The organism is Terriglobales bacterium (genome assembly GCA_035573675.1).
Classification (GTDB): Bacteria; Acidobacteriota; Terriglobia; order Terriglobales; family Acidobacteriaceae; genus DATMAB01.
The window spans coordinates 31,673-44,867 of record DATMAB010000007.1 but is presented as its reverse complement, the minus strand read 5'-3'; the positions used below and the strand labels follow the sequence as shown (position 1 = coordinate 44,867).

The window sequence follows — 13,195 nt, the reverse complement described above, 5'->3', positions numbered from 1 at the left end:
TTCTCAGTTCTCAGTTCGCGGTTCGCGGTTCGCAGATTCCTGGTTTGCCATCCGGAGTCGCGACCGCGGACGAGGGATCCCGTGGGCTGGCATGGCTGCGCCGGCGTCCCGGCGGTTGCCCCGTATCAGGGAACGGCTTCAGCCGTGCCGAGCAGAGGACGAAAAGAATTCGGGCTTTAGTCCCTGGAGAAGGCGGCCTTTCCCTTTTCTTCCCCTCACTGACTCCCCTTCTTCCGGCTGTTACAATGCCTTTCCCAGACCAAATTGCGGGCGAACTTTCGTCTCCCGGATTTCGTACCCATCCATAAGAACGCTGGACCGGAGTTCGCAGGGAGTGCCGGTTGGAGGATACCCAAGCCGTCGCAGCGCTGATCCGGCGATGCCTGGCCGGCGATGCCGTGGCCTGGGAGGAATTCGTTCGTTCCCACAACCGGCGGGTGTATAACCTCTGCTATCGCTTTACCGGCTCTGCGCACGACGCCGAAGATCTCACACAGGAAGTCTTCATCAAGGTGTACCGGACGCTGGCCAGTTTTGACGCCGAGCGCGGCTCCTTTGCCGCCTGGCTCACTGCCATGACCCGCAACCTGCTGGTGGACCACTTCCGGCGCAGCAAGCATGACCGCGTCACCGACTCCCTCGACGCCGCCCCTTCCGCCGAGCCGGAAGCTCCCACCGCCGGCGAGCGCCTGGAAGACCCGGCCCGCGGGCCCGAGCAGGGCATCGAAGCCCGCGAGGCCCGCGAGAAGATTCACCAGGCGCTACAAAAGCTTTCCCCGGAATTGCGCGAAGCCGTCATCCTGCGCGACCTCCAGGACATGGACTATAAGGAAATTGCCCAGGCTCTGAAGGTCCCGGAGGGGACGGTCAAATCCCGCATCAATCGCGGGCGTGCGGAACTGGCACGCCTTTTGCAGCGTACCTATAAGCAGGTCAGTTGATGAGCGGACAGGACCAATTCGCGATGCCCTGCAGCGAGTTCGAAGCGCTGCTGGCCGAGGCCGTGGAGAGCGCTCTGGAACCCTCCCTCCGGGGACGCTTCCAGGCCCACGCTGCTTCCTGCGCGCGTTGCGGCCTGCTCTACACCGAGGCCCTGGACGGCTACAACCTGCTGGCCAGACTGGACGAGGTTGAGCCTCCGGCCGGCCTGGCCCGCAACATCCTCATGGCTACCACCGGCTTCGTGCCCAGCGAACTGGCTGCGCGCGAGGCCGCCGTTCCCTGGAGCGAGCGCGCCCGCGGCTGGTTCGCCAGCCTGCTGGCTCCGGTGCGCCAGCCCCGCTTCGCCATGTCGTTCGGCATGGCTTTCTTCTCCATTTCCCTGCTGCTGAACGTGGCCGGGGTGAGGATCGCCAGCATCCGCCTGGCCGACCTGCGCCCCAGCGCCATCGCCCAGAGCTTGGAGCGCCACTACTACGAAACCAGCGCACGCGTCACGCGCTACTACGACAACCTGCGGCTGGTCTACGAACTCCAGACCCGTATTGACGCGCTGCGCAAGGCGGCCGGCACTGACGAGCAGGAAGATCAGGAGCAGCAGCGACAACAACAGCAGGACCAGAACCAGCCGCCAGCCGAGCGCGACCGGCACAACACCAGCCGCGTGCTCGGCCCGCCCGGCCATGACCGCCACGACCTGGGGGTGACCCTGGCGTCTGCGGAGAGGGGTCCGCAGGGGGTCACTTCCATCCAGGACAACAGGAGCACTTCATGAACTGCAGCATCCACACTCAGACGCCCGCCGCAGCCTACTGTCGCACCTGCGGCAAGCCGCTCTGCGAAGAGTGCAAGCGTGATGTTCGTGGCGTCATCTACTGCGAGGATTGCATCGTAGCCGGCCTGCAGCACACGCTGCCCGGCCCGGCTCCGGCTTCCGGCTTCGTCGCCGCGACGGCCGCGGCCCCGCCCGCTTCCGGCCCCAATCCAACCGTGGCCGGCATCCTGGCCGGATTCTTCCCTTTCGGCCTGGGAGCGGTCTACAACGGCGAGTACGCCAAGGGCCTGGCGCACATGCTGTTCTTCGCCATGCTGGCTGTCGCCATTGAGCACGGCGATGGCGCAACGCCGCTGTTCGGGATCACGATGGGTTTCTACTACTTCTACCAGATCTTCGACGCTGTCCGGTCCGCCCGCGCCAAGCAGATGGGCCAGCCCACGCCCGATCCCCTGAACGTCTACCGGGCTCTCGGCATCAGCGGCGGGACCGGTGCGCCGGTGACCGCGGCGCCGTCCAATGCTCCCATCGGCGCAATCATTCTCATCGGCCTGGGCACACTCTTCCTGCTCTCCAACATGGGAATTTTGTATTTCGGCGCCGTGCGCAAGTTGTGGCCCGTGATCCTCATCGCCCTGGGCATCCAGATGCTGCGCCGCCGCGCTCAGAGTGCGGATGCGGGGAGGCAATCATGAACGGTTACAAACCCAATCCGGCTTGCGGATGTGAGCGCTGCCGCCGCTCCGGCCTCATGGGCCCGGTGATGTTGATTACCGTGGGCGCCCTGTTCCTGATGGCCAACTACACTCGCTTCGACTTCGGCGAGTCCTGGCCCATCTTGCTGATTGTGGCCGGCTTGATGATCTTCCTGCGCTCCAGTGCCTCGGCTGAGGGGCACCGCGACCGCTATATGGTGGCGACCCCGCCGCCCCCGGCGGCTGCGGCCACACCCGCCACGCCTTCCACGCACGACCAGAATCCACCCACGCAGGTGAACTGATGTCCGCTCCCAACCCGACTCCCGCTTCCGCGCCCGCTCCACGCTACCGCCGTTCGTTTTTCGGCCCGCTGGTGCTCATTCTCATCGGTGTGCTCTTTCTGCTCCGCAACATGGGCTATCCCCTGCCCATCTTCGAGTTGTTCGCGCGCTTCTGGCCGGTGCTCATCATTCTGTGGGGTGTGTCCAAGCTGATCGACTACTACCAGGCCCAGCGCGAGGGCTACACCCCGCGCGGCCTCGGCGCCGGCGGCGTTTTCCTGCTGATCGTCCTGGTGCTCTGCGGCCTTACGGCCAGCGCTGCCTGGAAGTTCGACTGGGACCGCATGCGCGGCGAAATCGATTTTGGCGACGAGTTCCCCGGCATCTTCGGCCGCCGCTACGAGTTCACCGACACCCTGCAGCAGCCGTTCCCTGCCAACGGCACGCTGAAGGTGGCCTATGACCGCGGCGACATCAAGGTCGTGCCCGGCGGGGCGAACACGATGCACGTCAACGTTCGCAAGATCGTCTATGCCAGCTCGCAGTCGGAAGCCGAAAGCCGCCGCGACGTCCTCTCCCCCAAGATCACCGTCAGCGGCGACGTGGTGACGATTGAAACCAATCAGGGCTGGACCGGGCCCGACCGCCTCGACCTGGAGATCTCTGTGCCTCCCGGGGCCCCGGTCGACCTGATGACCCTGCGCGGTGACATCGAGGTGTTGTCCCGTGAAGCTGCCGTCAAGGTGAAGACCAATCGGGGTGACATCACGCTGACCGAGATCAAGGGCAACGCCGAGGCCGAGTTCCGTGGCGGCGACCTGCGCGCCGAGCGCGTCTCCGGCGACCTCAGCGTCGAAGGCCGCGGCGACGAGGTGCAGGTCAGCGATATCGGCGGCGCCTTCACGCTGCGCGGCGAGTTCTCCGGCCCGCTCACCTTCGCGCGCATCGCCAAGACGGCGCGCTTCAAGTCGTCGCGCACCGATTTTGAAACTTCCAGGATCGAGGGCGAGGTCACCTTCGACTCCGGCGACCTGCGCGGCCACGGCGTCACCGGGCCCAGCCGCATCCTCACTCGCTCCTATGACATTCACCTCGACGACCTGGCCGGCGACCTTACCCTGGAGAATCGCAACGGCGAAGTGGGCGTCCACGTCTCCAAGCTTCCCGTCGGCAACATTGCGATCGACAACAGCAAGGAGCCCATTCAGCTCTGGCTGCCCAGCGGCGCAGCCTTCCATCTGGAGGCTTCGGCCGACCGCGGCGAGATCGAAACCGACTTCCGTGAGCTGGTGGTCAGCCGCGAGGACCGCAATGCTCGCGCCGCCGGGTCCGTGGGCTCGGGCGGCGGCCGCATCCGCCTCACCGCCGACCGCGGTTCCATCGAGATCCGTCGCGGCGGTGAATTTGGCAGCGGCCCTTCCGGCCACACCCCCAAGGACAGCGACCAGGACTAGCATTCCCTGAAAATAACGGGCGGCCCATTGCGGGCCGCCCGATTTCTTTCTCCCACCCCAACGATTAGAAGCGGATCGCCAGGGCCACGAACGCGTAGTGGGTGTGATATGTCCCCGTGCCGATCGGGCCCAGGAACCCCGAACCAGTGGACGAGAAGCTGTAGCCGAACGACGGTGAGAACCGCCCGAAGGTCATGCGCGCTTCGCCGCGAATGCCTCCCGCCAGCGTCCATTCCTGCGCCGGCTGCGGCGTGAGTCCCGGAATCACGGTCGGCTGGCCGTTCGGACAGGCGTCGGTCGCCAACGCATCGAAGCTGCAGAACCGCCGCGCCCCGATGAAGCCCTCGAAGTCCAGCTCCACTCGCGGGTGCGGACGCCAGGTCACCTGCGGAACCGCCCCGTGCTTCTGGTAGACGGTGGGAGTGAAGAAGCCCGCCGATCCGATGCCGCTCACGTCGCGCAGGAACTGAATGTCCTCCCGGTTGTAGCCGTACATCTCGTAGCTGTAGCCCAGCCGCACGGTCACGCGATCGTTCTCATACAGGGTCGGCGTCAGCGCAATTTCCCCGCCTTGCGCAGCGATATCCGCCTGGCAGGGGGCGGGTGCGCACAGGGCCGGCTGGTCCACGCTGTAGATCCCGTGCCAGTAGTTGGCGCTCAGCCGCAACCGGCGCGTGAAGTCGTAGCTGCCGCTCACCGACTGCCGCTGCAGCACCACGTTGTCGTGGATGGCCAGCACCGTGTAGTCCGCAATGTCCCGGGAAAAGCTGGCGGAAAGGCGCAGGCCGCGATGCGTGATGCTCGGCCGTACTTCGTACAGGAAGTGGGCCCGCCTTGGCATTTCGACCCCGCCCGTCTCGCCGCCCCCGGTGGTTCCCACGCCGCCGCCCAGCGTCAGCCGCAGCCACTTGGTGGCGCGGAACGCCGCCGCCACTCGGGTCTCGGTAGCGAGAGCGGTGGGACCGAAGCGCGCGTCGAACAGGTTGCTGCGCCCGATCGAGTCGTTGAACCCCTGGCTCACCGTCATGCGCACGTTGGGATGCGGGCTGAACTCCAGCGCGGTCGAGAACCGGTGCGCCAGAATTGCCGCCACCGGATCGTCGAACTCGTCGTTGTCACGCTCGTACCCGTAGCCATAGCGGAAGCGCAGCACCGGCCGCAGATCTTCTCGGATGGCGGAGCGCATGGTCGCCGCTTCCCCGCGGTCTCCGACCTTGTCCAACAGGGAGAGCGCGCTGGCATTGCGCCCCCGTCCGCGCTCGATGGTGGCCATCATGTAGTTGGCGTCGCCGTCGTCGGGACGCTCGCTCAGCAGCACGCGCAGGATCGCGCCCGCTTCGCTTGACCGGCCGGTCCAGTAGAGCGTCCGCGCCTTGCCCATGCGCGCCTCATAGTCCTGCGGATCGACCTGCAGCGCCTGGTCGTAGTTGCGAAGGGCGTCGTCATAGCGCTTGGCGTACGCCTGCGCCCGCGCCTTCTCCACCAGCACCGCGGTATCCTCCGCCGTCGGCGTCTTGCCCTCCGGCAGGATCTGGTTCAGTTGCGTCAGCGCTTCGTCATACCGCTTGGCCCCGATCAGCGCCCGGGCATACTCCAGCCGCGCCCGCTCCGGCGTCACATCCGGCTTGGGCGCCGTCTCCGCGTCCTTCACCAGACGCTCGAACTCGGGCAGCGCGCTCTCATAGTTGCGCGCATAGGTGAGCGTCCGCGCCTTCTCCAGGCGCGCCGTCAGGTTATCGGGCGACTGCCGCAGGATCTCGTCGTACTGCTCCAGCGCCTCCCCGTATTTCCGCTCGGAGGCGAACACGCGCGCCAGGCCCAGCCGGGCCGTCACGTGTCCCGGCTCGCGCTCCAGCACTTGCCGGTAGGCGGCGGCCGCGGCTTCGTAGTCGCCCCGCCCGCTGGCCGCTCGCGCCTGCGTGATCAGCGCCCGCAGCGATTCCTCCGCGGCCGCTCTCGCCGCGCGCTGCTCCGCCTCGATCCGCAGTTGCTCCTCATACGCCCGGCGGCGCTCTTCCCGCAGTGCGGCCGCCGCCGCTTCTTCGCGTGCGCGCGCTTCCGAGCGCTCGATCGCTTCCAGCGCCGCAGCCACGTCCTTGTCCCCCGGGTTCCGCTGTTGCAGCGCCTGGAACAGCGTCCGCGCCTCTTCTTTCTGTCCCGACCACTGCAGCGCGTAGGCTTTGCCGATTTGCGCGTCGTAGTTGTTGGGCCGCTTCTTCAGCACCTCGTCGTACAGGCGGATGGCCTCGGGATAATCCTTGGCCCAGGCCGTGACCCGCGCAATCCCGATCTGCGCCGACGTGTTGGTCGGCTCCATCTCGAGCACGGTGCGGTACTCCCGCTTGGCGTGGTCATAGCGCTTGGCCAGCCCCAGCAGGCGCGCGTACTCCATGCGCATTTTGGTGTCTTTCGGATTGCGCGTCACATACGGTTCGACCGTCGCCACCGCTTCGTCGTCGCGGTCCAGCGCGTGCAGCAGGTCCGCTGCGGCCAGCGCATACTTGGGATTGGCAGGATTCGCTTCCGCCAGCGCGCGGTAGTGCTCCAGCGCCGGGTCGGTCTCGCCCGCCTCGGCCAGCGCATGGCCCAGCAGGAAGCGCGTGTCGGAGGAAGCCGGACGCAGCTTCCACGCCGTCTCCAGCCAGGCTGCGGCTTTCACCGCATCCTTGGGCTGCCCTCGCAGGTGGCACAGCCCCAGGTTCTGCGCCCGGACGAAGTCGCGATCCAGCGCCGCTCCCGCCTGCATGGCCTTGCCGTAGGCTTCGCACGCCTGGGCGTACTTGCCCGCGCGCATGGCGCGGTCGCCCTGGGCCAGCAGTTGCGCTTTAGTCGCCGCGTGCGCTGCGGGAGCTGCGGCCAGCAGCCATGCGGCTGCCATCGTCAGCGCCCACCTGCGCGCGAGTCTGTTCCGAGAATTCTTTTTGCATCGCATAGTACGCCTTCTTCAAGTAGGGTTCCGGATTCACCGAATCCCATCCTGTCCACGTCACCTGTTTGGGCGCGTCGATCCGGCCGCCGCTCGCCGCCGGCAGCGCCATCACCAGCGAGGGCAGCGCGCCCCCGGCTCCCGGTCGCAGGGCGAACACCGCCACGTCCACCCCTTGCGTGGGGTACGTCTGCATGTTGCCCGACGGATCGAAGCCGCTGAACGCCTTGCGGCTCGATGGGTCGGTCATCAGCAGCTTGCCCCAGGGGATACGAACCAGAACGCTCCTGGTCTTCAGGTCGGCATACCACTCGGCCAGCGAATCGTAGTCTTTGGCCTCAGGATCGCCGTTGCCGTACCGCAGCCCGCTGCGGTTCCAGGTCTGTCCGGGATAGATCACGCCGCCGCGGCCCTCCCGCGGCGGATTGGGCTGCACGATCTGGTCCACGAATGCCCCGCTGTCCGTCAGTCGCAGCGAAAGCGGCCGGCGGTGCTCCACTCTCTGCTGCCGGGGATCGTTGCCCCCGGTGATCTCGTACGGATTGTAATTATCTGCCACCAGCACTTTGGCCTGCCCGGGTTCCCCCATCAGCAGCACCAGGAAGTTGGCGCCCCGTTCCATTCTCACCCCAAACGGCAGCCCGCGGATGCCGGAAAGTGTCGGGATGGTGTTCAGCGCGACACCCCACGCCGCCTGGTCGAAATCCGGCTTGCCGTCCGGACGCCGTCCCCCGCCGCTGCAATCCAGGCAGGCCACCTGGATGCGCAGGTACAGGAAGCCTTCGTCCGCCGCGGCCTGCACCCGCCGGATGCTGGTCGCCGCGTCTCCCCCTTCGTTCGCTTGATACAGGGTGGTGGCCCGCTGCCAGTCCGCGTCGCGGCCCGTGAACAGCCGCCACTGGCTGGTGCGATACCCCATCACGCCCAACTGGCTGGCCGGGCTCAGCTCATTCAGCCACAGGGTCGTACGGTCCGGCGGATTGGAAAAGTCGCGCGTCAGCCAGGCGGTTCGGTACCACTCGTCGGCCAGTTCGAACACCACCCCGCCGGCGCACCCCGTATCCCGCACGGCGCGCGCCAGGCGCGCCAGCATCGTCGCCTGCGTGTTCTCATCCGCCCCGCCCTGATTCCAGCCCGCCGGCGACAGCCGCGCTATGCCCATCGACTCCGGCACGCCGTACTCGGTCACCACCAGCGGGTGGGGGATGCGTGCCCGAAGGTCGCGCAGGTACCCCGCCATCGGGTTGGGTCCCTCGGCGTCGCGGGCTCGCACGTACTGCGGGTCCTGCACCATGAAGTCCGGCTGGTATGGGTAGACGTCGTAGGCTGCGAACAGGCCCGCCTTGAACTCGGCGGACGGGCGCAGCCGGCCTTCGTCGATGGAAATGGCTTCCTGGCTGGGCAACTCCGTGGGATGCCGGATGGGATCCAGCTCCGGATGGTTCACCAGCGCCACCGGATGTTGCCAGTTGTAGGTCTCGGTTTCGTAGCTCACCAGATAGTCCAGCATCTCGGCGAACCACGCCTCAGCCGGGGTCGCGCTCGCGGCCGAAATGTATTTCCCGCTGTATCCCGTCTTGCCCGGGTTGATGAGGTTGGTCTGCCCGATCGCTTCGGCATCGACGTCGCCGCCCAGCAGCAGTCCCGCCACCTGCGCCGCCAGATCGTGCTCGAACACGCCCCCCGCCCTGCCCGGGCTTGGTGGCACGTCGCCCCGGCCGTGGATGGCATCCACCACGTTGCGGATCGTGGCCTTGGTCTCCTCGGTGAAGGCGGAATCATAGAGGTCGCCCTTGGGCGGATCGCCTATCCACACTTGCTGCAGCAATACGGCTTTCCCGCCGCCGTCGCGGTAGTGCCGGTAGGCGCGATAGAACGCCGGCGGCAGCAGGGTGTACACCCGCACCACGTTGGCGTTCATTTCCCCCGCCCGCCGCAGCCACTGCAGGTAGGTCCCGCCTTCCTGCGGCGGCGCTCCCGGAAAGTAGCCCGGGGCCGCCGGGCCCAGGTTCACTCCTGCAACGTAGAATCGCTGCTGTCCCCCGCCGGCCACCCGCCACAGCGCTCCCGCCGAGGCCCGGAATGGCGTGGTCAGCTCACTGGGCTTGCGCGCCGGCGCCAGCTCCGTCGGCATGGGGTCGTTCTCGAACCCTTTGCGCCCGAAGATGCTGTCCAGCGCCACCCGCGCCGCTTCGCCGTAACTCTTGTCGTTCAGCAGTTCGCGGTAGATCACCGCCGCGTCCAGGTTCTTGCCTTCCCGCTGCAGCGCGCCCGCTACCAGGATGCGGACGTTGGGATCGCCGCGCCGCCCTTCCAGCACCTTGCGCAGCGCCTCGGCGTTCATCGAGCCCCGGCCGGTTTCCAAAGCCACGAACGACGCCCCGGTCTGCGCTTCCTCCACCGCTTCCTTGTCGTGCTGGAAGTACTGCAGCACGCGGTTGAACTCGTACTCGGCTTCGGTGAAATGGCGCAGCTTGAGCTGCGTCCAGCCCCGCAGCAGAATCACTTCCACACGGCTGGAAGCGATGCTCGAGGCCGTGTCCAGTTCGGTCAGCGCCTGCTGGTATTCCTGCTTCTGGTAATGCGCCACCGCCAGGTTGTAGTGCGGCCGGTAATCGGGCTTCAGCTTGAACTCCCACACCCCCACCGCCACAAAGAACAGCAGCATCCCCAGCAGCACGCGGTTGAAGATCCAGTCCTTAAGCTTCATGTTGCGCCACCGTGTAGCCTTCGCCGCCTTCCAGGCCCTTGTGCCGCACGACCTCCCACCGGCGCATGCCGGCGAAGAAGCGCAGCACCCCCTGGGCGCGGAAGATGGCCACGATCTGCCGGTATCCCAGGTTCTCCACCACCGCGTATCCCATCAGCTTGAGCACGTGGCTCAGCTTGGGATAGCGGCGCAGCGTCGCCTCTTCCAGCAGCACCGAACCCATCGACAGCAGCGTGCCGTACCCCACCGCCAGGAACAGGAAGAGCAGGAACAGGCCCAGCGGCATCGATCGCAGGATGAACGACAGCGGCATGATCAGCCAGAATCCGAAGGCCTCGATCAGGCACCCCATGGCCTCGATGTAGGCGTGGAACGGCATGCTCAACATGCCCAGCGTCCCGAAGCGCGGATTCAGGATCATGTCGTGGTTCTTCATCACCGTCTGCATCAGTCCCAGCTGCCAGCGCCGCCGCTGGCGCGCGAACATGGCCAGGGTGTGCGGCGCCTCGGTCCAGCAGATGGGGTCGCTGGTGAACACCATGCGGTACTTCCAGCCCTTCTCCCGCAGATAGCGGTGCAGCGTGGCGATGATGTCGATGTCCTCGGTCACCGTGGAGGTGGAGAATCCGCCCGCCAGCACCACCGTCTCTTTGTGCAGCATGCAGAAGGCGCCGCTCACGATGAAGGTGGCCTGCAGGAAGTTCCACGCCGGCCGCCCGAACATGAAGGCGCGGATGTACTCCACCACCTGGCACATCTCGAGCCAGCTCTTGGGCAGCCCCACTTCCGCGATCTGTCCGTCTTTCAGCTTGCAGCCGTTGGCGATACGCACGATGCCGCCGCTCACCACCGTGTTCACGCTGGAATGCATCACCGGCGCCATCAGCCGCAGCAGCGCGTCGCGCTCGATGATCGAGTCCGCGTCCACCGTGCAGAAATACGGGCTGCGCGCCATGTTGATGCCCACGTTCAGCGCGTCCGGCTTGCCCCCGTTCTCCTTCGAGATCACCGTCAGTTCCGGACGGCGGTGGTTGTGGTAGAAGGCGTACGGCTTCTTGGCCGGCACCTGCTCGCGGTAGATCAGGTCCATGCGCACCAGTTGGAAGGCGTCCACCAGCACCTGCACGGTGCGGTCGCTCGACCCGTCGTCCACCACGATGATCTCTTTCTCCGGGTAGTTCAGGTTCAGCAGCGCCGTCACCGTGTCCACGATCGCCGCTTCCTCGTTGTAGGCCGGCACGATCAGCGCCACCGGCGGCGTCACCGGCGAATCCGCCAGGTCCGCGTACCCCCGGCTGCGCGCGTACTTCGAGTGCTGCGTCACGCTGTACAGCGAGATCGCCATCAGCACCGTGTACCCCAGGTTGGTCACGATGAAATAGATCAGGATCAGCGTGTTCAGGTAATCCAGGATGCGCAGTGCGATGTGCTGTTCCATGCTTTATCCCCGGCTCGGGGTTCCCCGGCCCGATGACCCCGAAGGAAATCCGCGCCCCGATGACCCCGACGGAAACCCTCGCCCCGAGGAAGGCGTTGCGCTCATCTGCCCGCTGCGGCTCACCGCCTGGCGCAGCAGGTCGCGCGCCTTGTCGCCCACCGGCCCGCCGTCGGTCTCGGCCAGCGTCTCCAGGATCGACATGTATTTCGCCGTCGGCGCCACCATCAGCGCGTCCATCAGCAGGATGCGCGCTTCCTGCGGGATGCGCGCCGCCACCGCGTTCAGCAGCAAGGACGTCTTGCCCATGGTGGCCATCTTGCGGCAGACCGCGTCGGCCAGCCGCGAAGCCTCGCCGCCCGAAGCCAGCGCCGTCACCAGTTGCTCGATCATTCCCGTGCGCTGGATCTCCTCGGCGATCTGTTCGCTCTCATAGCGGTCCGAGGTCGCCGCGAAGTAGCGGAACAGCTCGTTGAGCCCCGCCATCCCGAACGCCCGCAACGTTCCCACCGCCGCCTCCCGCACCCGCCACTTCGAGTCCGAGAGGCAGCGCAGAATGTCCGGGATCAGGTCCCCGTAATAGCGGTCGCCGCACACCCGCACCGTGTGCAGCCGTACGAATTCGTTCTCGTCCTTCAGCAGTTTGCGCAGCGCCTCGGCCGCCTGGGCATCGCGGAACTGCGCCACCAGCGCCGCGCTCCGCGCCCGCACGTCGGCGAACACGTCGTTCACCGAGTGCTCCAGCAGCAGCGAGCACAGTTCGTCGGGAAAACCGCGCCGCGTCAGCTGCATGCTGCGCCCCGCGCGACTGGAGATCTCCCGCATGGTGTCGATCACGAAGAAGCGCAGCCGCCGGTTGGGATGCCGCACGTAGGGCACGAACAGTTCCAGGTCGCTCATCTGGTAGGAGCACAGCGCCGCTTTGGTGGAGCGCAAAGAAACGTCGTTGCCCTCCTCCAGCGCCTTGCGCAGCTCCTCCAGCAGCAAGGGGATGGCCGCCGGATGCCGTGCCCGCCCCATGGCCGCCACCGCCACGCTGCGCACTTCCGTGGCCGGATCGTGCAGCGCCTCCGCCATGAACACATGGGCATAATCGGCCGCCAGGCTGCCCAGCTTGTCCACCGCCAGCGCCCGCGGCACGGAAAAGATCCGCATCCGGCGGATGCGGTTCAGCGGACTCTGACGCACTTCCGTGCTCACCGCTGTCTTTTCCTTGTTCAGCGAGCGCTTCACCAGTTCCGACGCCCGCCCGCGCCCGAACGCCGTCCGCGCCCAGCCCTCGATGTAGCCCAGCGCGAACAGCAGCTCGCTCACCCGTTCCAGCGCCTGGCCCACCACAATCGTCGGCGAGGTGATGCGTCCCGTGCCCGACTGCAGCCGGCCGGAACTTGACGCGATCCGCCCCGCGCTCGAAGGAGTGCGCATTCCCGAGGAGGAGGACACATGGCGCGGCGTCGTCAGCCCCGCCAATCCTTCCCTCAGCAGGTCCAGGACGCCGTCTTTCTCCGCCTCGCTGCGGGCGTCCCGCAGCAACTGCGCCGTCGGCTCCACCCCCACCGAGAGCGCCATGAAGTCCGCCACCGCCCGGCGGTAGCGTTCCTTGGCTTCGTCCTTCGCCCGGTAGTACCGCGTGCGTGCCCAGCGGCGGTAGAACACGAACACCAGGAACACCAGGTTGACGATCACCACCGCGGTCGCCAACCACACGGTGATGAGAATTAAGTCCTCAAACAGAAGCACGGGACCGCCTCAGACAGCAAAATTGCACTTCTGGTCTCACTGCTTGCACTTGGGCGTTGCGCAATACGTCCGTCGGGGGGCGAACACCGGCCGCGGCCCTGTCGAAAGTGTCTCTTCCACCGACACCTCCGGCCATAGCCCGCCGTTCAAAGCGAGCCAGTATACCTAACGTTGTGTTTACCGGAAAATTAATTCCGACGGAACCCCACTTAGGTGCCATTACGGACGGGATACCCA

Annotated in this window: 9 protein-coding genes; 5 read left to right on the top strand and 4 right to left on the bottom strand. The window is 66.6% G+C overall.

What is annotated here, in order from left to right; genetic code table 11:
• The first annotated feature begins 341 nt into the window (after positions 1–341).
• The 5 genes from VNK82_01305 to VNK82_01285 are packed head-to-tail and all read left to right on the top strand — an operon-like array spanning position 342 to position 4,147.
• On the top strand, positions 342–941 hold the full coding sequence (locus VNK82_01305) for a sigma-70 family RNA polymerase sigma factor (GenBank protein ID HXE89579.1): 600 nt from the start codon (positions 342–344) through the stop codon (positions 939–941).
• A 23-nt stretch (positions 942–964) separates the two neighbouring features.
• Entirely contained in the window at positions 965–1,714 is a 750-nt protein-coding gene (locus VNK82_01300) for a zf-HC2 domain-containing protein (protein ID HXE89578.1), read from the top strand.
• Entirely contained in the window at positions 1,711–2,409 is a 699-nt protein-coding gene (locus VNK82_01295) for a B-box zinc finger protein (GenBank protein ID HXE89577.1), read from the top strand. The genes VNK82_01300 and VNK82_01295 overlap by 4 nt, the downstream gene beginning before the upstream one ends.
• Positions 2,406–2,714 (top strand): DUF5668 domain-containing protein, encoded by a 309-nt coding sequence (locus VNK82_01290; protein HXE89576.1) that lies wholly within the window; start codon positions 2,406–2,408, stop codon positions 2,712–2,714. The genes VNK82_01295 and VNK82_01290 overlap by 4 nt, the downstream gene beginning before the upstream one ends.
• Positions 2,714–4,147 (top strand): DUF4097 family beta strand repeat-containing protein, encoded by a 1,434-nt coding sequence (locus VNK82_01285; GenBank protein HXE89575.1) that lies wholly within the window; start codon positions 2,714–2,716, stop codon positions 4,145–4,147. Before VNK82_01290 ends, VNK82_01285 begins: the two co-directional genes overlap by 1 nt.
• A 64-nt stretch (positions 4,148–4,211) precedes the next feature.
• Here VNK82_01285 and VNK82_01280 read toward each other — a convergent pair whose 3' ends face one another.
• From VNK82_01280 to VNK82_01265, 4 genes are read right to left on the bottom strand one after another with little or no spacing between them, the layout of a single operon-like run.
• On the bottom strand, positions 4,212–7,025 hold the full coding sequence (locus VNK82_01280) for a tetratricopeptide repeat protein (protein ID HXE89574.1): 2,814 nt from the start codon (positions 7,023–7,025) through the stop codon (positions 4,212–4,214).
• A complete protein-coding gene (locus VNK82_01275; protein ID HXE89573.1) occupies positions 6,973–9,783 on the bottom strand; it encodes a hypothetical protein in 2,811 nt (936 codons plus the stop codon). The genes VNK82_01280 and VNK82_01275 overlap by 53 nt, the downstream gene beginning before the upstream one ends.
• Entirely contained in the window at positions 9,773–11,221 is a 1,449-nt protein-coding gene (locus VNK82_01270) for a glycosyltransferase (GenBank protein HXE89572.1), read from the bottom strand. The genes VNK82_01275 and VNK82_01270 overlap by 11 nt, the downstream gene beginning before the upstream one ends.
• Before the next feature lie 3 nt (positions 11,222–11,224).
• Positions 11,225–12,958 carry a HEAT repeat domain-containing protein gene (locus VNK82_01265; protein ID HXE89571.1) on the bottom strand — a complete coding sequence of 578 codons (1,734 nt, stop codon included), beginning with the start codon at positions 12,956–12,958 and terminating at the stop codon, positions 11,225–11,227.
• Between the last annotated feature and the right edge of the window lie 237 nt (positions 12,959–13,195).